The following is a 23,145-nucleotide window of genomic DNA, read 5'->3' as shown; positions in this document are numbered from 1 at the left end:
TCGTGAAGTAGCAGCTGTTGGTATGGCGCACGACCTGGTTGCGGATGTTTTCCGTGACGACCTTGATGCCGATCTCCATCGACGTGCGGCCGGTGTAGTTGACCGAGGCCAGGAAGGTCACCAGCTCGCCCACGTGGATCGGCTGGCGGAACACCACCTGATCCACCGACAGCGTGACCACGTAGCGGCCGGCATAGCGGCTGGCGCAGGCGTAGGCCACCTGGTCGAGCAGCTTGAGGATGTGGCCGCCGTGCACGTTGCCCGAGAAGTTGGCCATGTCGGGGGTCATCAGCACGGTCATGCTGAGCTGGTGGGAGTGCGCGTTCATGAGACGTCGGATGGGGGCAGAGGAGGGGTGTTTGGGACGAAGAAATGGGTACGCTCGGGCGTTTAGCGGAGCATTCTGCCTGAAACTTTCTGCGCTGCGTCATTGATCTGGCGCAGCGTTTGTCCATGACGACGGTGGTGTTCCATGCGCGGTTTTGGGGCATCGCGCTACACTGGGCGCCTCGATCACGTTGCATCACGCCGCGCAGGCGGCATCGCCCCATTCCCATGACTTCGTCTGCCTCCGTGCTCGCCCAGCCGCATGCGCTGGATGCCGAGCAGCAAGCCTTTTTCCACACCCACGGTTACCTGATCCTGCGCAGCCTGGCCGGGCAGTCCGAATGCGCCACGCTGCTGGCGGCCGCCCGCGCGGCGCTGGAGCAGGCGGCGGCGCCGGTCGAGCTGGAAACCGACGTCGGCTATGCCGGCGCGCCCACCTCGCGCGAGGCGGAGGGCGGCCAGACGGTGCGCCGCCTGCTCGATGCCGATTCGCGTGGCACACCGTATCGCGAATGGACGCGCGACGCGCGCGTGGCCGGCACGATTGCCCAGTTGGTCGGTACGCCGGTGCATTTGTCGCTGGCGCATCACAACTGCGTGATGACCAAGCACCCCGCCTTCGGCACGGCCACGCACTGGCATCGCGACAGCCGCTATTGGTCGTTCGCGCGCAACGAGCTGGTCTCGGTGTGGCTCGCGCTGGTGGAGGAAACCGTGGACAACGGCTGCCTGTGGGTCATTCCGGGCAGCCACGTGCTGGAGCTGCCGGCCGAGCGCTTTGACGACAAGCTCTTCCTGCGCCAGGACGTGCGCGAAAACCGCGCGCTGATCGACACCGCCCGCCCGGTGCCGCTGCTGCCCGGCGACGTGCTGTTTTTCCACTGCAACACGTTTCATGCGGCGCGCGCCAATCAAACCGGCGCAGTGAAGTTCTCGCTGGTCACGACCTACTATGGTGGTGACAACACGCCGCTTCCGGGCACGCGCTCATCGGCGCGGCCGGACCCGGTGGTGGCCTGAACCCGCACGCGTCCGGCGCATGCGTCGGTGTCCAACGTTTGCGCAGGCGCCTCTGTAGGCGCCTGCCTGACAGATGGGTGCCGCGCGCGTTTGCTAAGGTGGGGCCCAGTTCTGCATCACACGGAGGATGGCATGCCGATACGGGAAGTGGTCCACGGTGCGCATGTGATCCTGGTCGATCCCCTGCAGCGCGAAGATCATCGCTGGTTCGCGCGCTTCCAGATCTGCCGCGCCGGCCAGGTCGTGTGCGACTGGGAATCCGTCGAGATGCCCGAAGGCTTCATCTCGCCGCAACTCGCCATCAGTGCGAGTGTGCTGCTGGCCGAGCAGCGCCTCGCCCATCTGCCGCACTGACTGCGCCCTCCCGGGCGCGTTGCATTTTCTGCGATCCACCTACTGCGTCCGTTCGCGTGACGGGTTCGTCGCGCGCAGCCACCGTTTGCGTCCTGCCCACTGCCGTTCGTCGCATCCGCCGCGACGGCCCCCAGGTGCCTGTCTAGACTGCCCCCTGAACGCCGGCCCTTGCCCTCGGCCGGCCTGTCAGGAGACCGTCCATGTCCGAAGTGTCGAAGTTGCTGCGCCGCGCGCTGGTTGCCGGTGGCGGGCTTGCCGTGCTGCTGGTGGGGTCGGCGTCTGCCGCCACACTCACCGTCACCGTCGAGGGCGCGCAGGGCCGCCAAGGCGCGGTGCGTGCGGCGATGTTTCGCGATGCCGCTCACTGGCTCAAGCCGGACGGTGCGGCGCGGGCCGACATCACTGCGCTCGACAGCGTGTCGGGCGCCAGCGTCACCTTCGTCTACCCAGACCTGCCCGCCGGGCGCTACGCGCTGTCGGTCTTCCACGATGCCAACGGCGACGGCAAGCTCGACACCAACCCGGCCGGCATTCCCATCGAGCCCTACGGCTTCAGCCGCGACGCACGCGGGCGCTTCGGCCCGCCGTCATTCGACGATGCCGCCATCGACGTGCAGGGCGACCAGCACGTGACGATCCATCTCCGCTGAAGGGGCGCGCGCCATGCAACGTCGATCGTTCCTCGCGGCCCTGGGCGCCGCACCGTTTGGCCTGACCCTGCGCGACGTCATGGCCATGCCCCCCAACGCAGCCGCCGAGCCCGATGCCTGGGCCACCGGGTTTGCCGCTGCGCGTGCACGCCAGCCGTGGCTCGCAGGCTATCAGGGCGCGAGTGCCGACCTGCCGCCGAGCACGCTCGCCGTGGAAGGCGCGTTCCCGCCCGCGCTGCACGGCGCGTTCTACCGCAACGGCCCGGCGCGGCACGAGATCGGCGGCGTGCGCTACCACCACCTGTTCGAAGGCGACGGCATGATCCAGCGCTACGACATCCGCGCGGCGGGCGTCACGCACCGCGGCGTGTTCGTGCGCACCGACAAGTTCGAGGCCGACAGTGCCGCCGGGCACCCGCAGCGCGCCACCTTCGGCACCGCCAACCCGGACATGGAGCCGGTCGCCGCGCCCGATGCCATCAACGTTGCCAACACCAGCCTGGTGATGCAGGGCAACGAGATGCTGGCGCTGTGGGAGGGCGGCTCGGCCACGCGCGTCGATCCGGACACGCTGCGCACGCTCGGCATCAAGACCTGGCGCGCCGACTATGCCGGCATGCCGTTCTCCGCGCACCCCAAGGTGGAGCCGGACGGCACGCTGTGGAACTTTGGCGTGAGCAGCGCCGCGGGTTTGCTGACGGTGTATTGCGTGGGCGCGGATGGCGCGCTCAAGCGCGTGCAGTCGGTGCCGGTGCCGGACGTGGCGATGGTGCATGACTTTGCCGTGACCGAGCGCCACCTGGTGTTCCTGCTGCCGCCGTTCGTGTTCGACAAGGAACGCGCGCAGAGCGGGGTGTCGTTTCTCGATGCGCACGTCTGGCGCCCGGAACTCGGCATGCGCGCGCTGGTGCTCGACAAGAACGACGCCGAGCGCATGCGCTGGTTCCAGCTGCCGGCGGGCTTTGTCTTCCACCTTGGCAATGCGTGGTCGTCGCCCGACGGGCAGGAGATCCACCTCGACACTGTGCGCTCGGACGACGCCACCATCGTCACCACCACGTTGCGCGAGCTGATGCGCGGGCAGACGCGCCCCACGCCGGGCGCACACCTGACGCAATTGCGCCTGAACCTGCGCACCGGCCGCGCCGAGCAGGTCGCCACCGAGCACGTGGCCGAGTTTCCGAAGATCGACACGCGCCGTACCACGCTGCGTCATCGCGCGCTGTTCTGCGTGGCCCACACGCGGCCGGCGGGCGACCCGCACCTGCTGCCCGGCTTCGACACGCTGATGCGCTTCGATACGGAGTCAGGCAAGACCGCGCAATACCGCTTTGCGCAGCGCGTGCTGGTGGAGGAACACGTGTTCGTGCCGGCCTCGGCCACCGCCCGCGAAGGCGAGGGCTGGCTGGTCGGCACGGTGTTCGATGTGGATGCTGGCTGCACCAAGCTCACGGCGTTTGATGCGCGTGACGTGGCGGCGGGGCCGGTGGCGACAGCCAAGCTGAGCGGCGCGGCGCCGCTCGGGCTGCATGGGTTGTTTCGTCCCGCTTAGTCGGGCGCGTAGTCGGGCTTAGCGGAACGCGGGCTCATCAAAGCTGCGCAGCTTGCGCGAGTGCAGCGTCTCGACGCCGTTCTCGCGTAACAGGCGCACGGTCTCCATGCCGATTGCCAAGTGCTGCGACACGCGCTGGCGATAGAACAGGTTGGCCATACCGCGCAGCTTGAGCTCACCATGCAGCGGCTTGTCCGACACGCACAGCAAGGTGCCATAGGGCACGCGCAGGCGGAAGCCGTTGGCGGCAATGGTGGCGCTTTCCATGTCGATGGCGATGGCGCGCGACTGGTTGAAGCGCGTGTACAGCGCCTGGTACTTCAGCTCCCAGTTGCGATCATCCGTGGAGACCACCGTGCCGGTGCGCATGCGCGCTTTCATGTCGGCGCCGGAGAGCCCGGTGATGCGCGCCACGGCTTCCTGCAGCGCGACCTGGATTTCGGCGATCGGGGGCACCGGCACCCACGGCGGCAGGTCCTGGTCGAGCACGTGGTCGTCGCGCACATAGGCGTGGGCGAGCACGTAGTCGCCGAGCTGCTGTGAGCGGCGCAGGCCGCCGCAGTGGCCGATCATCATCCAGCAATGCGGACGCAGCACGGCCAGGTGGTCGGTGATGGTCTTGGCGTTGGACGGGCCCACGCCGATGTTGACCAGCGTCACACCCAGGCGGTCTTCGCGCACCAGGTGGTAGGCCGGCATCTGCGGCAGGCCCTTGATGCGGTGCGAGTCGTCCGGCGCGGGCGTGCCGAGTTCGTGCACGGTGTCGCCGGGTTCGATAAAGCGGACGTAGCCCTCGTCGTTGCCGTCTTCCATCAGCTTGCGGCCGAGGGCGGCAAATTCATCGACGTAGCGCTGGTAGTTGGTGAACAGCACGAAGCGCTGGAAGTGCTTCGGGTGCGTGGCGGTGTAGTGGTACAGCCGCTGCAGTGCGAGGTCGACCCGCTCGGCGGTGAACATCGACAGCGGCTGCGGCTCGCCGTCGGCCGGGCGGTAGGTGCCGTTGGCGATGGCGTCGTCGATCATCGCCAGGTCTGGCAGCTCGAAGGCGCCGCCCAGCGCGCGCGCCTGCTCGGGGGTGATGTCGATGGTCGACGCCTCCACCACGAACGGCAGCGGGATCGGCCGGTCGCTGACGCCCACCACCACCGGGCTGTCGTGATAGTGCAGCAGGCGCTCGATCTGCCCGCGGTAGTACTCGCGGAAGAGATCGGGCCGCGTGAGCGTGGTGCCGTACACGCCCGGGTAGGCCACGGTGCCCCAGGCCGGACGCGCATCGCTCACCAGCGTTTTCGGATCGACGCTGATGCCGAGGTACGGGTAGCACGCAGGGGCGTCGTCGCCGCACTCCTCGCCGCGCGCGAAGGCTTGGAAGCGGTCGCGGATCGACTGCGCGGAGCGCTCGTAGATGGCGGTGATGCGCTCGACGGCGGAGTTGGCGTCGGTGCAGACCGCCAGGTCGTGCGCGGGATAGAGATTGGTGATGGCGCGGGTATCGGTCATGCACAAATAATACCGGCGTTTTGTTAAGCGTTGATAGCCGCCGGATAGCCATCACTGCGTGATGCATCAGGTACAGGCCTCAGCCACCGGCCGGGTGCGCCAACGCAGAAAGCGCCGCCAGAGCGCCGCGCGCGGCGGCCTTGCCGTGGCGCCGGCGCGCAGCCAGCCCGGCAGCGCCTCGACACCGCTGCACAGCGCGAAATACAGCACCGCCACCACGCCAAACACCTCGGCCGGATACGCCACCGTGCGGCTGTTGACCTGGCTGGCCGCCGTGGACAGCTCCACCACGCCCACGATATACGCCAGCGAGGTGTCCTTGACCGTCGACACCCACTGGTTAGCGAGCGATGGCAGCATGATGCGCCACGCCTGCGGCAGCACCACGGCGAGCAATGCCTGCCTGGGCGACATGCCCAGCGCCAGCGCGGCGTGACGCTGCCCCGCCCCCACGGCGCGCAAGCCGGCCTCCATGCTCTGAGCGATATAGGCGGCGCCCACGGCAGCCAGTGCCGTCACCACCGTGGCGGTCTCGGGCACGGCCACGCCCAGCGCCATCGGGACCAGAAAGTAGGCCCAGAACATCAGCATCAGCACGGGAATGGCGCGCAAGATCGCCAGCACGCCGCGCAGCGCGCGCGCCAGCCAGCGCAGGCCGGGCGCGGCGTCGAGCCGGTCCAGCAGCAGCGCACAGCCGACCCCCGCCACGGTGGCCGCCAGGCAGGCCAGCAGCGCCATCCACAGCGTCAGCGCGGCGCCCGAGAGCGGCCCGTTCGGATAGGGCCCGATCAGCAGGTAGCGCAGGTGCAGGACGAGGGTGTCGACCGTCATGCCGGCGCCCCCGCCCACGCGGCCGGCGAGGCGGGCAACCAACCCAGCCGACGCAATGCCCAGGGTGCCGCCCATTGCAGCAGCAGGATCACCGCCGCATACAGCACGGTTGCCACGGCAAAGGCCCGGAAGGCGAGCAGGGTATCGGTCTCCACCTGCCGCGCGCTGTAAGAAAGCTCCGCCAGCCCGATGCCCATCGCCAGCGACGTGTTCTTGATGGTGTTGGCGCATTGCCCCAGCAGCGGCAGCGCCGATACGCGCAGCGCCTGCGGCAGCACCACGCGCAGGAAGGCCGCGCGCGGCGTGAAGCCCAGCGACAGGGCCGCCTCGCGCTGGCCGCGCGGCACGGCCCGGATGCCGGCACGCAGCTCCTCCGAGTAGAAGGCGCCCGCATACAGCGCAATCCCGAACGCCGCCGCCAGAAACTCGAACGACGGCGCGGGCAGCCGCCAGCGGCCCAGCGTGATGCCGCTCCAACCTGTGACGGCGCCGACCACGTCTTCGCCCAGCAACTGCGCCGCCCCGAAATACCAGAAGAACAGTTGCACCAGCAGCGGTGTCTTGCGCAGGAAGGCCACCAGCCCGCGCGCAGGCAGGCGCAGCCACGGCCGGCCACTGGCGCGCAGGGCGGTCAGCAGCAGGCCGATGGCAAGCCCGCCGGCGATGGCCGCCGCCGACACCAGCAGCGTCATGCCGAAGCCCTCCAGCATCCAGCCCAGGTAGCGGGGCGGTAGCGGCTGGAGGACGCTGGGCAAGCTCACTTGGTGCTGCCGATGATGAAGTCGCGCGGCAGCGGCGCGGCGCTCTTCGGGCCGAACCAGCGGTCGTAGATGCGGGCGGCGGTGCCGTCCTTCTCCAGGCCTTGCAGGATCTGGTCGACGGCGGCTGTCAGCTGCGTCTCGCCCTTGGGCACGCCGATGCCCATGTACTCGCGCGTGAGCACGAAAGGCGAGATCTCCAGCGCATCGCGGTTGGGCAGCGTGGCCAGCAGCGCGCCCAGCTTGGCGCCGTCTTGCGCAAACGCCTGGATAGCGCCGCTGCGTAGCGCGGTGAGCGCCAGCGGGGAGTCGTCATAGGCGATCACGCGGGCGTTGGGGTAGCCCTCGCGCAGCGTGGTCTCTTGCGTGGTGCCCTTGTCCACGCCCAGGCGGATGCCGTCCTTCTTCAGGTCATCCGGCTGCTTGAGGACGCCCTTCTTGGCGATGAACTGCAGGCCGCTGGCGAAATACGGCGTGCTGAAGTCGATCTGCTTGCGGCGCTCGTCGGTGATGGTGAAGTTGGCGGCGATGATGTCGACCTTGCCCGAGGTCAGCAGCGGCACACGGTTGGCTGGGTTGGTGGCGCGCAGCTCCAGCTTGACGCCCAGCTTTCTGGCGATTTCCTGCGCGTAATCGACATCCAGGCCAACCGGCTGGCCGGTCTTGGCATCGGCCGCGCCAAACGGCGGGTTGGCGTCGAACACCCCCACGCGCAGCACGCCGGCGCGGCGGATGTCGTCGAGGCGGTCGGCGCGGGCGACCGGCGCGTGCAGCACCGCCATGGCCAATACCGCACCGATGGCCGCACCGGCGCTCAGGCGCGCGGCGTGGGCCAGGCCTTGCCGCGAGAAGAGTCCTGCTGTCATGACAACCCCCTGAATGAATGTTTGAGGGGGTCAAGCGTAGGGGGCATGCTGCGCCGCGCAAACGAATTCGTCGGCAGATCGATATGCGCGCCGCACCATTTCCGGGCACGGCCCGACCGACGTAGGGCTCTAGTTTTCTCAAGCCGTGCCGTTAGCTGCGGGTAGGGGAGTCGAGCGTGCGCCGCCGGGCTGGGCGCGCACAGCATCGCCCGATACACTGTGCGACAAAACAAAGAACGGGGAAGGATCGTGGACAGACCAGCGGAAGCGGCCGGCGGCGTCGGCCGTTTGCGTCCTTGCGCGTGCGGGAGGCGGCAGCCATGCTGATCGCCGTACTTGCGTGCGCCGTGCTGGTGTCCATCGCCCTGATCGGCCTGTCGTGGCCGCGGCGCGATGATCCGGAAGTCTCCACCTTCATGCTGCTGGCGCTGGGCACCGCGCTGTGGAGCGGCGCCCGGTTGATGGAGCTGGTCTCGTTCGACATGCCGGTACGCATCGGCTGGGCCAAGGTGGCGTATCTCGGCATCATGATGGTCCCGGCGGCGTGGCTGCGGCTGGTGCTGGGCCTCACGCGCCCGGAGCTGAACACCTTGCCGCTGGTGCGCACGGGCTGGGTGGCGGCGTTGCTGGTGGCCGCGGGCTACATCGGCCTGGTCGCCACCAACGAGCTGCACCACCTGATCTGGCTGGACGCGCGCTTCGTCATGATCGACGGCGTACCGCGCGCCATCTTCGACCACGGCCCGGTGTTCTGGGTGGGCACCGCCTACAACTATGCCTTGCTGGCGATGAGCCTGGTGCTGCTGACGCTGCCGGGCACCGACGCGGCCGCCACGCTGGCGCAGTCGGCACACGCGCCCTCGCGCACGCAGGTGCGCCTGGCGCTGGTGATCGGGCAACTGCTGCCGCTGGTGGCGCACCTGGCCTACCTGCAGCGCTGGACCACCGCCCTGGGCGGCGACCTGACCCCCGCCACGTTTGCCGTCAGCACCACGCTGCTGGGCTGGATCGTCCTGTGGCCGCGGCTGCGCGACACCGCCACCTACGCGCGCATCAAGATCATCGAGGCCATGCGCGATGGCTGCATCGTGCTGGCGCCGGACGGCACCATCGCCAGCATCAACGCGGCGGCACGGCACCTGCTGCCGGCCGCGCGGCTGCATGCGGCGCCGCCCGAGGTGCTGAACGTGCCGGTCATCCTGCGCGAGTTCGAGCGCACGCGCCTGCCCAACCGGCACCAAGTGTGGCTGCCCGAGACCGGCCGCACGCTGGAGATCACGCTCGAAGGCCTGGCCGATGCGCGCGGCCGGCACGCCGGCGTGTTCCTGCTGCTGCGCGACGTGACGCTCGAGCAATTGCAGCGCGCCGGCATGGCCAGCGCCCAGGACGCGCTGCGCGGCGAGCTGCAGCGCACGCAGGCCAAGCTCACGCTGCTGGAGAGCGACATCAACCGCGATGCGCTCACCCAACTGTTCAACCGCCGCTTTTTCGAAACGCAGGCGCCGCGTCTGCTCGACCACGCCCGTCGCGACGCCCGCCACGTTGCGCTGGTGCTGTTCGACATCGACTGCTTCAAGCAATACAACGACACCTACGGTCACCTGCAGGGCGACGACTGCCTGCGCATGGTGGCCGACACCATCGGCACCGCCTGTCGGCACCCGGATGACTTCATCGCCCGCGTGGGCGGCGAGGAGTTCGTGGCCATGCTGTTCGACCTGAGCCTGGAAGACGCGCGCTACGCGGTGGCGCGCGTGGTGGCCACCGTGGCCGAGCGCGCCCGTCCGCATGCGGCATCGGTGGTGGCGCCGTACGTGACGCTCTCAGCCGGCGCCATCGCCATCACCCCCGACGAAGAGCGCCTGGACGTGCTGTTCGAACGCGCTGACGCCGCGCTCTACGAGGCCAAGCGCAACGGTCGCAATACGTTCCGCTTCCACCAGACGCCCCAGGCCCAGGAGGCGGCGCCGGGGCTGCGCAGCGCGGCCGCCGGCGAGTGAGCCCGCCCTAGGGCAGGCGCGGGAAGTACAACGAAAAGCAGGCGCCTTCGCCCTCGGTCGACTGGCAATCGATCTTGCCGCCGAACGACTCCATCACCCGCCGGCAGAACGTCAGCCCCATGCCGCTGCCGCTGCCGTGGTTTTTGGTGGAAAAGAACGGATCGAAGATGCGCCCTAGATGCTGCGCCGGGATGCCGTCTGCCGAATCCCGGAACTCGACGATGTAGTGCTCGCCGCTCCAGGTGGTGGTGATCTGGATGATGCCTTTGCGGGCGCTGTGGATGGCGTAGAGGGCGTTCTTGGTCAGGTTGAAGATCACGTACACCAGCAAGGTGTCCGAGCCATGGAAGCGCCAGGCCGGATCGAAGCCCGCGAGCGTCACGCGGCCGCGTTCCCCAATCTGGAAGGGGTAGCGCTCGATGGCATCGGCCACGCACTCGTAGAGGCTGTGGGCGGCAAACTGCCGGGTGTCGAGCCGGTCGAGCGTGATCGACGCCAGCGCCATGTCGATGACGGCATGCGCGGTGGTCGCTTCCGCGCCGATCGTGTTGGCCAGGCGGGAGACCCGCTTGAGTGTGTCTGGGGATAGGGTGTCCGGGCACAGGCCGTTGCTGACGGCCAGCTGGTAGCCCTTGAACAGCTCCGGCCACGCGCGGGCCATCTCCGCGGCCTGCAGGCGGATGGTGGCCAGCGGGGTGCGCAGCTCGTGCGCCATGCCGGCGGCCAGCATGTAGGGCCGCATCCAGTCCAGCTTGACCAGCGCCCACGTGATCAGGATCGGGCTGACAGCAATGAACACGACACCGGGCGGATACAGCGCCACGCCATAGTTCACCGCGTAGTCCGCCGCGGCCAGCGAGTACACCGCGATGCCCAATAGACACAGCTGCAGGCGCCGGCGTTTTTCCACCGTGGCGTGCCGTTGCCCGACATACAGCAGCCAGATGGCGCGCAGCACCAGCAGCGTGGTCTGGGTAATGTGGATGGCTTCCAGCGGCCCCGCCTTCGGGTAGAACCCGAAATCGAAGTGCCGCACGCCGGCGATCACCCAATCGGTGGCGATCAGCAGCACCATCAGCACCGCCGACAGCGTGTACGACGCGACGAGCCAGCGCCGCTCGTCGGGGCGCTCTGCCACTTCGGTCGCAAAGTGATAGAGCACGGTCGGCAGTGGCAGGATCGCCAGCCAGCCGAGCTTGGCCAGCACCTCGGCCGTGCTCACCGTGCTGCTCAGGAACAAAAACGCCCAGATCCCCTGCCACAGGCAGGTCAGGATGGTCAGGCCGAAGAACGTGAGGCTTGTCCGCGTCCGGTCACGCGTGAGCAGCACGTAGGCACTGAAGAACAGGAACAGCGACGAAACAAAGGCAGGTAGCAGGGCGTACATGGCAGCGCAGGCCGGCGCAGCCGGGCGAAGCATCCGCCGGCGGCTACGGGTGGGTCGAACGGTCTTGCAAGGGTAATGGCAATCACCGTTTCCGGGCGCGCCCCGCGATCAGATATTTTTTCAATCTGCGCTGAGCGAAGCTGCATCCGCGCCCGCGCCCTACGCGGGTTGCACCTGTCGACACCCGTTAGGCCGCCTCGATCATCATCGCGTCGATGGTGAACGAATGATCATCCGCCACCGCAAAGTACTGCCGCGCTTCGTCTGCCGCACGGTCGAACAGGTCGCGGATGGCATCGGCGCGCACCGGCGGCGTGCCCATGCGCGCGAGCCAGCCGCCGAAGGCCATGGTCAGCTTCCAGGTGCGCGGCGTGCCGGGCGTGAAGCCGGCCTGGGCCAGCATGGCCTGCCATTCGGAGACGCGGTAGTCGCGCACGTGCGAGGCGTCGCGCAGCACCTCGGCGGTCTGCAGCAGCGTGTCGAGCAGCGGCGCTTCCGGCGCGACGATATCCACCACGACGAGCTTGCCGCCGGGTTTGAGCACGCGCCGCGCCTCGGCCAGGCCGGCGCGTACGTCGTACCAATGGTGGGCCGAGAAGCGTGTGGCGACGATGTCGAAGGCGGCATCGTCAAACGGCAGCGCTTCGGCGCGGCCGGCTTGCGTATGCAGTTGCGTGAGGCCGCGCCTGGCGGCTTCGGTGGCCACCACGCCCAGCATGTCGTCCGACAGGTCGTAGGCCACCACCGCAGCGGCGTGCGGCGCCATGGCAAAACTCACGTGGCCGCCGCCGCAGCCGAGGTCGAGCACCTTGGCATGCGGCGTCGCCTGGGCCAGCGCGGCCAGGGCATCGAGGTCGGCGCCCTGCGCGTGCACGGCGCTGGTGAGATAGGTCTGCGCGACCTGGCCGAATTGCCGGTCGACGAGTCGATGCTGCTGCATGGCGGCTCCTTTCTTGTTGTGTGGAACGAGGAGCGGCCAGTGTAGGCATGCACGCCGCGCGGCGCGATTCGCGATTGGCGAAACGGGGTATCGCGCCGCGACCGTCAGACGAAGCGGAACAGTTGCGCGGGCGTATCGACCAGCACCTGGCGCCGCGCCTTCGTATCGGGCAGCAGCACGTCGGCAAACGCCCAGGCCGTGTCATAGCGGATGCGCGCTTCGTATTGCGTGTGCGGCCAGTCGCTGCCCCAGACCAGGCGGTCCAGGCCGAGCGCATCCTTCAGGCGCGGCATGGCGGCCAGCGCGGTGGCCTCGCCGTCGCCACCGTCGCCGTTTCGGTAGGCGCCGGACACCTTCACCCACACGCGGCGCGAGCGGCCGGCGGCGAGCAGCGCGGCAAAGCCTGGGTCGCCAACGCCGAGCGCGGGGTCGGGCCGGCCAAAGTGGTCGACCACCACGTTGATCTGCGCCTCCAGCAGCGGCGGCAGCAGCGCGGGCAGGCGGCGGGCCTCCACGTGCAGCTCCACGTGCCAGCCCAGCGCGTGCAGACGGCGCAGCGCCGCCTGCCACGTGGGCGAGGTCAGCTGCGGGTCGGGCACGCTGAACAGGTTCAGGCGGATGCCGACGATGCCTTCCGTATCCAGCTGCGCGAGAAAGGTCTCTGGCACGGTCGGGTCGATCACGGCCACGCCGCGCAGCCGTTGCGGGGCTTGCTTGAGGGCGGCCAGCAGATAGCTGTTGTCGACGCCGAGAAAGCTCGGCTGGATCAGCACGCCATGCGACAGGCCATGCGCGTCGAGCTGCGCCAGGTAGGCCGCCAGCGGCGCATCGTACGACGGCGCATAGCGCCGCGCGCCCGCCAGCGGCAGGCCGCGCTCGAACACGTGCGCATGCGTGTCGATGCCGGTGATGCGCGCGGTCTTGTCTGGCGTGCCGCTGACCGCGCAGCCCGCGAGGGCGATGGAACCTAGCATGGCAAGCAGCCCGGTGTTGAAGGCACGGCGCGTGGGCATGGAGTCTCCTGGCAGCGAAGGATGGTCGGGGTGTTCATGGGACGGGAATCAGGCAGTGACGGCCGCCAGGTCGCGGCCGCGCGTCTCGGGCAGCATCAGCACCGCCACGGCGACGATGGCGTACGCGATGGCCGCATCGATGCCGATGGCCGTGCCCAGCGACATCGACGCGCTCATCTTGCCCACCAGCACCGGAAACGCGGCGGACACCACGCGGCCGAAGTTGTAGCAAAAGCCCACGCCGGTGCCGCGCACGCCGTGCGGATACAGCTCGTTGAACAGCGCCCCCATGCTGGCTGGAATGCCGGCGGCAAAGAAGCCGAGCGGAAAGCCCAGCACCAGCATCGCGCCATCGGACAGCGGCAACAGCAGGTAGACCAGCACCGTCACTACGCAGCAGCACGAGAACAGCAGGATGTTGCCGCGCCGGCCGATCACGTCGAGCAGCCAGGCGCTGGCCACGCAGCCCGCCCAGAACGCGAAGATGATCACCGCCAGGTAGCCGCCGGTGCCGAGCACCGACAGGTGGCGCTCGGTCTTCAGATACGTGGGCAGCCACGTCATCAGCGCGTAGTAGCCGCCGTGCGCGCCGACGCCGAGCAGCCCGCCGATCAGCGTCATGCGCAGCACCTGCGGGCGGAAGATGTCGAGCAGCGGGAAGCGCGAGACCGGCATGGCGTCAGGCGTCGCCACCGTTTTGGCAACGGTGGGCTCTTGCACGCCACGGCGGATGTAGAGGATCAGCAGCGCCGGCAGCAGCCCCGCGGCAAACATCACGCGCCACGCGAGGGCGGGCTCAATGAAGGAATAGGTGAGCGCATACAGCAGCACCGCCGCGCCCCAGCCCACGGCCCACGCGCTCTGCACCGTGCCCATGGCCTTGCCGCGATGGCTGGCGCGGATGCTCTCGGCCATCAGCACCGCGCCCGCGGCCCACTCGCCGCCAAAGCCGAAGCCCTGGATGGCCTTGAGCACCAGGAACTGGTCGAAACTCTGCGCGAAGGCCGAGGCGAAGGTCGCCAGCGAGAACCACGCCACCGTGATCTGCAGCGTGCGCACGCGGCCATAGCGGTCGGTCAGCGCCCCCGCAATCCAGCCGCCCAGCGCCGACGCCACCAGCGTGACGCCCGACACCAGCCCGGCCTCGGTCTTGCCGATATGCCACGCCGCGATGATGGTGGGGATGACCAGACTGAACATCTGCACGTCGAGCGCATCGAGCGCCCAGCCGCCAAAGCACGCCCAGAAGGTGCGCTTCTCCCCCGCTGAAATTTCCTTGAACCAGCCGAACATGCCGTCTCCTCTGGGTGACGTGAGCGACGCGTTGGTCACGCATTGCTCTAGTCATCTATATGAATAGAGGAATTTTAGGGGCGCGCTGGAGGATGCGCAGTCGGTGTTAACCCGTGCGGGGCGGCAAACGGGCTAGGCGGCGTCGGTGCGGGCGCGGGCGAGGGCGGTCAGCCGGGCCTGCACGGCCGGGTTTTCCAGCAGCGTGCCGGCCGGCGCGGGCAGGCGGCGGCGCCAGTTGGGGTGGGTCTCGATGGTGCTGGGCAGGTTGGGCTGCTCCAGCAGGCCGAACAGGTCTTCCAGCGGCACGATGGCCAGCGGCACGGGAGCGGCGGCGGTGTAGGCCGTGGCCGCGGTGGCGAAGTCGCCGGTGCTGGCGCCGAGGATGGCGTCGCGTTCTGCCGGCGCTGCGGCGCTCGCCTGTGCCAGTGCCGCCTGCAACGGCGCGACGCGCAGCATCGGCGCGTTGCCGGCCTCCTGCACGGCTGCGTTCTGCCGCGCGAACGCATCCACCAGCGCGTGGCGGTCCGCCATGCGCTGGGTGCGCGCCTGCGTCTCGTTCATGCCGATCGGCAGCAGGCCGAGCTTGCCCTGCCAGTGCACGTCGTTGCCGGTCCACCAGCCGACCAGGGTCGGCAGGTCGTGCGTGCTGGTCATGGCCACCGAGGTGCGTGCCCAGGTTGCGGGCAATCGATAGGGGGCGTCAGGTCCGGCGCCGGGTTGGCTCCCATCGCGACCTTCATCGCGCTCAAACCAGAGGATGCGCATGCCGAGCAGGCCGGTGTCGGCCAGGCGCTCGCGCAGCCCGCCCGAGACGGTGCCGAGGTCTTCGCCGATGACCACGCAGCGGTTGCGCCATGACTCCAACGCAATCAGCCGCAGCAGGTCCTGCAGCGGATAGTGCAGGTAGACGCCATCCACCGCCCGCGCGCCTTCGGGCACCACCCACAGCCGCATCAGCCCCAGCACGTGGTCGATGCGCACGCCGCCGGGCGTGGCCATCACCGCGCGCAGCATCTCGAGGAAGGCGGCAAAGCCCTGCGTGCGCATGGCGCGCGGGCTGAAGGTGGTGAGGCCCCAGTTTTGCCCCTGGGTGTTGAAGAGGTCGGGCGGTGCGCCCACCGTCAGGCCGATCAGCAGGTCGCGTTGCAGGCTCCACGCGTGGCTGCCTGCGCTGTCGGTGCCGACTGCCAGATCGGCCATCAGGCCGATGGCCATGCCGGCGTCCTCGGCGGTGCGCTGCGCGGCGGCCAGCTGGCGCGCAGCCGCCCATTGCAGGAAGAGGTGGAAATCCACGTCGTCCTGGTGGTCGCGGGCGAAGGCGCGCACCGCCAAATACGATGGCGACTGGTAGGTGGCCGGCCACTGCTTCCAGTGCCACATCTGCGGATGTTCCTGGCGCAGGTGTGCATCGAGCGTCTCGAAGTGCGCGTGGTCGAGCAGGCTGTGCCCGCGCGCGGCGCAGAACGCGTGGAATTGCTCGTGCAGGCGGCGGGCCGTGTCGTCACCGGCCTCGGCGTCCTGCAGCATCCGCCGGTGCAGCGTGCGCAGCACCGCGAGCCGCGCCGTGGCGCTAGCCGGCCAGTCGATCAGGGTTGCGGTTTCGAGTTGAGCGTAGGTATCGGCCAGGCCGCAGTCGGCAATCGCCTGGCGCGCGGCGGCCGGCCCCAACAATGCCGCCGGGTCGACCATCGCGGCGTTGAGGAACAGCCGGCTCGATGGGGAGTACGGTGAATAGCGGTGCGTGTCTGCGCTGAACATGGCGTGCACGGGGCTCAGCGCCAGCGCGTCGGCGCCGTGCTGGGCCAGGCTGTGTGCGAGCACGCCCGCTGCGGTGTAGTCGCCCAGCCCGGCCGCGAGGGCCGCGTGCTCGCCGCTGCGCCGCAAGCCGTAGAGCTGCGCGGAGCTGCCCCACAGGCGCGCCTGGGGCGGGCGTCCGCGCGCCTGCAGTGCGTCGGCCACGCTGTAGCAGCGCGCCGGGGCAATCGCCAGCGTGGCTTCGATGCCGGTGTAGGCGCCGGTGTCGATGCGCAGCCGGTGATAGCCCGCCGCCTGCACCGGCGCCAGCCGCAGCGTGGCGTGCTCGCGGTCGGCGCCGGCGTGCACGGTGCCCTCGGCGGCACCGCCTTGCTCAAGATCGATCCGGTAGGGGCGACCGGCCAGGGCGGACAGTTGCGGCAGCGCAGTGGCCAGCTCGATGGGCTGTCCGGCCACGCCGGTGGCCAGCAAGGGCACGGTCAGGCTGTCGGCTTCGGCCTGCAGGCGGGCGCGGCTGTCGCGCACGTCGGTGGCGGTGTCGGCGGGCAGGCCCAGGCTGCGCAGCGCGGCGCGCAGCACGTCGTCGTTCACGCGCAGGGCGTGGCCGCCGGCGTCTTCCCAGTCGACCTGCAGGCCGGCGTCCTGCGCGAGCTGGTGCAAGGCGGTGTGGGCTGCTTGGGTGGAGGTCTGGTGATTCATGGCGAGGTGCGCGCCGCAGACGGCGTGCTGAGCAGTGCCACGCAGGCGCGCGGCGGGACATGGTGCGTCGCCAGCATGGCGGCCGCGCCGTCGCGCGATTCGTGGAGCAGGTCGGTCGGGTCGCCCGCCAGCGCGGTGGGCAGTGCAACCGGCTGGGGCCCAAGGTTGACGGCCAGCGTGAGCACGCTGCCATCGCCCAGCCGCCAGCGCGCCAGGGCACCCGAGCTGCCGAGCGCCACGGCATCCAGCGCGCGGGCGCCCACCAGGCGCGGCACGATCTGCGCATGGCGCAGCGCCAGCAGGCGGTGGGTACGGTGCAGCCAGTCGAGGTGTTCGGGCAGGGTGGGATCGGCCTCGCCCGGCTCGGAGTCGAGGAAGGTGCGCTCATCGTTCGGGTCGGGAATGCGTGCGCGCAGGTGCGGATCGGCAAACGCCGCAAAGCCCGCGAAGTCGCGCTGCCGGCCTTCGCGCACGGCATCGGCCAGTGCGCCATGGTGGCTGGTGAAGTAGTAGAAGGGGCGCAGGCTGCCCCACTCCTCGCCCATGAAGAGCAGGGGGATCTGCGGGCACAACAGCACGAGCGCCTGCGCGGCATGCAGCGCGTCGGGGTGCACCAGGCGCGTGAGCCGCTCGCCAAAGGCGCGGTTGCCGATCTGGTCGTGGTTCTGCAGGAACAGCACGAAGGCCGTGGGCGGCAATGCCCCGCTGGGCTCGCCGCGCGGGGCGCCGTTGTGCAGCAGGTAGGGCTCGCCCTGGTAGCAGAAGCCGTCTTGCAGCACGCGCGCCAGCCGCTGCGCGGGGGTGTCGGCGTAGGGGGCGTAATAGCCTTCGTGTTCGCCGGTCAGCAGCACATGCAGCGTGTGGTGGCCGTCGTCGTTCCATTGCGCTTCATAGGTGCCAACGGAGCGGGTCTTGGGCACATCGGCGCCATGCAGCAGCGATGCGGTGTTGTCTTCGTTCTCCAGCACCAGGTGCACGTACCGCCCGGGCTCCACTGCCTGGTGCACGCGCGTGGCCAGTTCGCCCAGCCAGTCGCGCTCGCCAATGGCCTGCACGGCATCCAGCCGCAGCCCATCGAAGCGATATTCCATCAGCCACATCAGCGCGTTCTGGATGAAGAATTCGCGCACCTGCGGCTGGCGGAAGTCGATGGACTCGCCCCAGGGCGTGCGTATGCCTTCGCGGAAGAAACGGCGCGCGTAGTGGTGCAGGTAGTTGCCATCCGGTCCGAAGTGGTTGTAGACCACGTCGAGGAAGACCATCAGCCCCAGGCCATGCGCGGCATCGATCAGCGCTTTGAGTTCGTCGGGCGTGCCGTAGCTGGCTTCGGGCGCGAACGGCAGCACGCCGTCATAGCCCCAGTTGCGCGCGCCCGGAAACTCCGCCAGCGGCATCAGTTCGACGGCGGTGATCCCCAAGCGCGCCAGTGCCGGCAGGCGTTCACGCACGGCATTGAAGCCGCCCATGGCGCCGACGTGCAGTTCGTACAGCACGGTCTCGTGCCACGGCCGGCCTGGCCAGCCAGGGTGCTGCCAGGTGTAGCGTGTCGGGTCGACCACCAGGCTGGGGCCGTGGATGTCCTGCCATTGCGCACGCGCGGCCGGGTCGGGCACGGCGAGCGTTGCGCCGTCGCGGTTGGTGATGCGGTAGCGGTAGCAGGCGCCCGCGTCCACCGGCGCGATGACGGTGTACCAGCCGTCCGGCTCGGCCTGCATGGGCACGGCGGTGCTGGTGCCGGTGCCTTCGATCTCGACCCACACCTCGGCCGCATCGGGTGCCCACAGGCGAAAGCGCGTGCCGTCGGGCCCGAGGGTCGCCGCGCCAAACGGCAGGGCGTGCTCGAATCGGACGGGTAGGGTGGCGGGTTCGAGGGCGGTCATGGTGCGGTCTCCGGTGCGCTCTGCGGTTCGGCATCCAGCAAGCGCCGCGCCACGCGCGCCAGCCCGGCCAGCGGAATCGGCGGCCATGCCGGCCGGGCGATGACGTCGTCGCCGGCAGCGCGGGCCGCGTCTTCGAGCACGAAAAGATCGAGCAGTGCCAGGTCGGGAGCGTTGCCGGCGGCCGCTGCGTAGGCTTGCAGGAAGCGCTCGGCGGCAGCCGCGCGAAAGCGCTCGAGCAACTGGTCGCGCCGGTCCTGCGCCGGCCCCGCCACGTGCTCCGGCCCCTGTCGCATGGCCTCGATCACGTCGTCGAGCGAGCGCAGCAGGCTGGCGACATCGCGCAGCGGGCTGTCCTTGCGCCGGCGTTCTTCCACCGGGCGGGCGGGGTCGCCGCCGAAGTCGATCAGGAAGGCGTCGCCCTGCGCGACCAGCACCTGGTCGAGATGGAGGTCGCCGTGCACGCGCGAGAGCGTCGCGCCGAGCCCGCCTTGCGCGCGCGCGCGAATGACCGCCGGCAGCGCGTCGCGCTGCGCCTGCAGCCAGTCGGTATCGGTATGCGAGATGTCCGCATGGGTTTCCTGCCACGCCTCCAGATGGTCGAGCGCGCGCGTGACCTGCTCGCGCACGCGGGCGGTCCACACGCGTACGTCGTCGGCATCGGCGGCGCGGGTGCCGAAGTGCGGGTCCTCCGCCGGCTGCGCCAGCACGGCATGCAGCTCGCCCAGCCGCGTGCCGATGGCGCCGATCTGCGCCAGGTAGCCCGCCAGTGCTTCATCAATGTCGGTGCGTGTCTCGGAGATGACGATGGGCGCCTCGTCGCCTTCGCCGGCCGGTACGGTTTCGGTCAGCACCGCCAGCTCGTCGATCGTGCGGCGCAGGTAGTCGAGCGCCCAGGTCCAGGCGTCGCCCTGGTTGGGCACGTAGCGCTGCAGGACGGCCAGCGTGGTCGGCTCGCTGCCGGCGCCCTCGTGCACGATCTCGCCGATCAGCGCAGCGGTATGAACGTAGCCCGCGCGCGTGAGGTGGCGCGTCATCTCCACCTCCGGGTGCGTGCCCGCCGAGACGCGCCGGATCAGCTTGACGACGACCGCTTCGTCAATCACCAGCGAGCTGTAGGACTGCTCCGCCGCCAGCCACTGCACCGGCGCGTCGGGCGCCAGCGGCAGGGGGGCGGCCTGCGCCGTGGCGAGGTCCGGTTCGGGCTCGAAGCGCACGGTGCCGTTGCTGGCCTCCACGGTGGCGCCGCATGCGAGGTTGGCGAGCAGGGCGCGGGCGAAGGTCTCGGTGGTGAAGGCGTCGGTCAGGTAGCCGACATGGCGGCCGCGCCGCACGCGCGCGACCGCCAGCTGGACCGGCAGCGCGGCCAGCGTGGCCGACTCCCACGCGATCGACAACGGCAGCAGGTAGCGCTCGATGCGTTCGACGCCATCGGCGTCGCCCAGCGTGACGACGATCTCGTTGAGGAACACCTCGGGCCGGGTCGCGCCCGTGAGCGGCCGGTGGGTGCACGCAGGATCGACCGGCAACGCCGCGCCCCAGGCAAAGCGCGCGTCGCGCAGCACGCTGTCCATGGCGGCAAACCAGCGGCGCATGGGCAGGTAGGTCGGCAGGATCTCGCGTTCGATCAGCTGGCGGTGCGCTTCGCGCTGGCGCGTGTCGGCCAGGGCGTCGAGCCCCGCGCGCAGCACCAGCGTGGTGAACTCCGGCAACTGCTCCGCCACCGGCTGTGCCCACGAGGGGCCGGGTTCGTGCTCGCGCAGCTCCAGCCAGAAGAAGGCGTACGGCTGCAGCGTCAGCAGATAGGGGAGCTGCCCAACGGGCGGGAACGCCGTGCCGCCAATCAGCTCCACCGGCACGCGCTGCGCATAGTTCGACAGGTCCAGCTCCACCGCCTGCGAGGCTCGCGATAGATTGGCCACGCACAGCATCGGCGGCTCGTCTTCCAGCGCGCGGATATAGGCCAGCACCTTGCGGTTGGACGGCTGCAGGAAGTGGATGCTGCCGCGCCCGAACACGCGGTGCCGCTTGCGCGTGGCGAGCATGCGGCGCGTCCAGTTCAGCAGCGAATGTGCGTCGCGGCTCTGCGCCTCGACGTTCACCGATTCGTAGCCGTACAGCGAGCCCATGATGGCCGGCAGCACGAGCTGCTCGGGGTCGGCGCGCGAAAAGCCCCCGTTGCGGTCGGGCGACCACTGCATGGGCGTGCGCACGCCGTCGCGGTCGCCCAGGTGAATGTTGTCGCCCATGCCGATCTCGTCGCCGTAGTACATGACGGGCGTGCCGGGCATCGAGAACAGCAGGCTGTTCATCAGCTCGACGCGGCGGCGGTCGCGCTCCAAGAGCGGCGCCAGTCGCCGGCGGATACCGAGGTTCAGGCGCGCGCGGCGGTCGCTGGCGTAGACCTCCCACAGGTAGTCGCGCTCGGCGTCGGTCACCATCTCCAGCGTCAGCTCGTCGTGGTTGCGCAGGAAGATCGCCCACTGGCAGCAGCTCGGCACCTCGGGCGTCTGCCGCATGATGTCGGTGATGGGGAAGCGGTCTTCACGCGCGATGGCCATGTACATGCGCGGCATCAGCGGGAAGTGGAAGGCCATGTGGCATTCGTCGCCGGCGCCGAAGTACTCCTGCGTGTCTTCGGGCCACTGGTTGGCCTCGGCCAGCAGCAGGCGGTGCTTGAATTCGGCGTCCATGGCGGCGCGCAGTTTGCGCAGCACTTCGTGCGTCTCGGGCAGGTTCTCGTTGGAGGTGCCTTCGCGCTCCACCAGGTAGGGCACGGCATCCAGGCGCAGGCCATCCACGCCCAGGTTCAGCCAGAACTTCATCACGCCCAGGATGGCCTTGAGCACGCGCGGGTTGTCGAAGTTCAGGTCGGGCTGATGGGAGTAGAAGCGGTGCCAGAAGTAGGCGTTGGCCACCGGGTCCCACGTCCAGTTGGAGAGCTCGCTGTCGATGAAGATGATGCGCGTGCCGGCGTACTTCTTGTCGTGCTCGGACCACACGTAGAAGTCACGCAGCGCCGAGCCCGGCTTGGCCCGGCGCGCACGCTGGAACCATGGGTGCTGGTCCGACGTGTGGTTGATGACGAGCTCGGTGATGACGCGCAGGCCGCGCGCATGCGCCTCGGTAATGAAGCGGCGGACGTCGGCCATGGTGCCGTAGTCGGGGTGCACGCCGCGGTACTCCGCGATGTCGTAGCCGTCGTCGCGGCGGGGGGACGGATAGAACGGCAGCAGCCAGATGACGTCCACGCCCAGCTCGGCGATGTAGTCCAATCTGGAGATCAGGCCAGGAAAATCGCCCACGCCGTCGTTATTGGAATCGCAGAACGACTTGACGTGCAGTTGGTAGATGACGGCGTCCTTGTACCAGAGCGGGTCATCCACCAGCAGCGCGGTCGGGTTGCGCGTCATGACGAGGGGTCCTCCATGGGCCGGGCGCGGGCGCCTGACTGCGGACGCGCGTGCCGACCAGAAGAGGGTGGCGCGATCGGCACGCACGACGGGGTTGCGAACCCATGCTGTGCGCAAGCGCCGTGCCAGGCGGCCACAGTGTGGGCAGGCCCCGTTCACCCAGCATATTGCATGCAGCGCGACACGGAAGACGACATGCGTGATGGCGCGCATCGTGCGCACCCTGCGTGCAGATTTGTAAAGTTGGCCGGGTACACCTTAGGGGCGGCTGGCAACCCCGTGTATAATAGCTATTAGCAATCGAATCGATCGTATCAATCAATTTGTGCAATGCGACGGGTCCCGATACGATCACTCCCGTCGTCAACCCAACAACCAACCCAAAGAACCACTATGTCGCTGATCAACACCCAAGTGCAGCCGTTCAAGGCCGAGGCTTTCCACAACGGCAAGTTCATTGAAGTCACCGACCAGTCGCTCAAGGGCAAGTGGTCCGTGCTGATCTTCATGCCGGCCGCCTTCACCTTCAACTGCCCGACCGAAGTGGAAGACGCTGCCGAAAACTACGCCGAGTTCCAGAAGGCTGGCGCCGAGGTCTACATCGTCACGACCGACACGCATTTCTCGCACAAGGTGTGGCACGAAACCTCGCCGGCCGTCGGCAAGGCCCAGTTCCCGCTGGTGGGCGACCCGACCCACAAGCTGACCAACGCCTTCGGCGTGCACATCCCGGAAGAAGGCCTGGCCCTGCGCGGCACCTTCGTGATCAACCCGGAAGGCGTGATCAAGACCTCGGAAGTGCACGACAACGCCATCGCGCGTGACGTGAAGGAAACCCTGCGCAAGCTCAAGGCAGCCCAGTTCGTCGCCAACAACCCGGGCAACGTGTGCCCGGCCAAGTGGAACGAAG

At 69.2% G+C, this 23,145-nt stretch carries 18 protein-coding genes; 6 read left to right on the top strand and 12 right to left on the bottom strand.

The genetic code is table 11. From position 1 onward, the window contains the following. A partial coding sequence (locus QZ609_RS12255; protein WP_295494792.1) for an acyl-CoA thioesterase occupies positions 1–328 on the bottom strand: 328 nt, incomplete at its 3' end. 227 nt (positions 329–555) lie between these two features. Here QZ609_RS12255 and QZ609_RS12250 point away from each other — a divergent pair. The 4 genes from QZ609_RS12250 to QZ609_RS12235 all read left to right on the top strand — a co-directional run bounded on the left by QZ609_RS12250 (position 556) and on the right by QZ609_RS12235 (position 3,903). Further along, a complete protein-coding gene (locus tag QZ609_RS12250) occupies positions 556–1,347 on the top strand; it encodes a phytanoyl-CoA dioxygenase family protein (protein WP_295494790.1) in 792 nt (263 codons plus the stop codon). A 132-nt stretch (positions 1,348–1,479) separates the two neighbouring features. Next, the gene (locus tag QZ609_RS12245; protein ID WP_295494788.1) at positions 1,480–1,701 is read left to right on the top strand and encodes a hypothetical protein; all 222 of its coding nucleotides are present in this window, start codon (positions 1,480–1,482) and stop codon (positions 1,699–1,701) included. Between the two features lie 200 nt (positions 1,702–1,901). Continuing rightward, on the top strand, positions 1,902–2,351 hold the full coding sequence (locus QZ609_RS12240; RefSeq protein WP_295494785.1) for a DUF2141 domain-containing protein: 450 nt from the start codon (positions 1,902–1,904) through the stop codon (positions 2,349–2,351). A 13-nt stretch (positions 2,352–2,364) separates the two neighbouring features. After that, positions 2,365–3,903: a carotenoid oxygenase family protein gene (locus tag QZ609_RS12235; RefSeq protein ID WP_295494784.1), complete on the top strand. Its 1,539-nt coding sequence runs from the start codon at positions 2,365–2,367 to the stop codon at positions 3,901–3,903. Positions 3,904–3,921: 18 nt separating this feature from the next. Here the strand turns inward: QZ609_RS12235 and QZ609_RS12230 are convergent, their stop codons facing one another. From QZ609_RS12230 to QZ609_RS12215, 4 genes are all read right to left on the bottom strand, one after another. Beyond that, positions 3,922–5,403, bottom strand: a complete 1,482-nt coding sequence (locus QZ609_RS12230; RefSeq protein ID WP_295494782.1) for an AMP nucleosidase — start codon at positions 5,401–5,403, stop codon at positions 3,922–3,924. A gap of 66 nt (positions 5,404–5,469) precedes the next feature. Continuing rightward, positions 5,470–6,234, bottom strand: coding sequence for an amino acid ABC transporter permease (locus QZ609_RS12225; protein WP_295494779.1), 765 nt, complete (start codon positions 6,232–6,234; stop codon positions 5,470–5,472). Further along, entirely contained in the window at positions 6,231–6,944 is a 714-nt protein-coding gene (locus tag QZ609_RS12220; protein WP_295494794.1) for an amino acid ABC transporter permease, read from the bottom strand. Before QZ609_RS12220 ends, QZ609_RS12225 begins: the two co-directional genes overlap by 4 nt. A 47-nt stretch (positions 6,945–6,991) precedes the next feature. Continuing rightward, positions 6,992–7,858, bottom strand: coding sequence for an ABC transporter substrate-binding protein (locus QZ609_RS12215; RefSeq protein WP_295494776.1), 867 nt, complete (start codon positions 7,856–7,858; stop codon positions 6,992–6,994). 320 nt (positions 7,859–8,178) lie between these two features. Here QZ609_RS12215 and QZ609_RS12210 point away from each other — a divergent pair, with 320 nt between their 5' ends. After that, positions 8,179–9,858 carry a diguanylate cyclase gene (locus QZ609_RS12210; protein ID WP_295494773.1) on the top strand — a complete coding sequence of 560 codons (1,680 nt, stop codon included), beginning with the start codon at positions 8,179–8,181 and terminating at the stop codon, positions 9,856–9,858. A 7-nt stretch (positions 9,859–9,865) separates the two neighbouring features. Here the strand turns inward: QZ609_RS12210 and QZ609_RS12205 are convergent, their stop codons facing one another. From QZ609_RS12205 to treS, 7 genes are all read right to left on the bottom strand, one after another. Beyond that, entirely contained in the window at positions 9,866–11,245 is a 1,380-nt protein-coding gene (locus QZ609_RS12205; RefSeq protein ID WP_295494770.1) for a sensor histidine kinase, read from the bottom strand. Between the two features lie 187 nt (positions 11,246–11,432). Continuing rightward, a complete protein-coding gene (locus QZ609_RS12200) occupies positions 11,433–12,185 on the bottom strand; it encodes a class I SAM-dependent methyltransferase (RefSeq protein ID WP_295494767.1) in 753 nt (250 codons plus the stop codon). A 104-nt stretch (positions 12,186–12,289) separates the two neighbouring features. Further along, the gene (locus tag QZ609_RS12195; RefSeq protein ID WP_295494765.1) at positions 12,290–13,198 is read right to left on the bottom strand and encodes an amidohydrolase family protein; all 909 of its coding nucleotides are present in this window, start codon (positions 13,196–13,198) and stop codon (positions 12,290–12,292) included. 48 nt (positions 13,199–13,246) lie between these two features. After that, positions 13,247–14,491, bottom strand: a complete 1,245-nt coding sequence (locus QZ609_RS12190) for an MFS transporter (RefSeq protein WP_295494761.1) — start codon at positions 14,489–14,491, stop codon at positions 13,247–13,249. Between the two features lie 132 nt (positions 14,492–14,623). Continuing rightward, entirely contained in the window at positions 14,624–16,945 is a 2,322-nt protein-coding gene (gene malQ, locus QZ609_RS12185) for a 4-alpha-glucanotransferase (RefSeq protein WP_295494758.1), read from the bottom strand. Then, positions 16,942–18,825 carry a malto-oligosyltrehalose trehalohydrolase gene (treZ, locus tag QZ609_RS12180; RefSeq protein WP_295494755.1) on the bottom strand — a complete coding sequence of 628 codons (1,884 nt, stop codon included), beginning with the start codon at positions 18,823–18,825 and terminating at the stop codon, positions 16,942–16,944. The genes malQ and treZ overlap by 4 nt, the downstream gene beginning before the upstream one ends. Continuing rightward, entirely contained in the window at positions 18,822–22,235 is a 3,414-nt protein-coding gene (gene treS / locus QZ609_RS12175; protein ID WP_295494752.1) for a maltose alpha-D-glucosyltransferase, read from the bottom strand. The genes treZ and treS overlap by 4 nt, the downstream gene beginning before the upstream one ends. Positions 22,236–22,628: 393 nt before the next feature. Between treS and ahpC the strand changes: the two genes are divergently transcribed. Then, a partial coding sequence (gene ahpC / locus QZ609_RS12170; RefSeq protein ID WP_295494749.1) for an alkyl hydroperoxide reductase subunit C occupies positions 22,629–23,145 on the top strand: 517 nt, incomplete at its 3' end.

The sequence above is a fragment of the uncultured Ralstonia sp. genome, from assembly GCA_913056305.1.
Lineage (GTDB): Bacteria > Pseudomonadota > Gammaproteobacteria > Burkholderiales > Burkholderiaceae > Ralstonia.
This window is presented reverse-complemented; position numbering and strand designations above follow the sequence as displayed.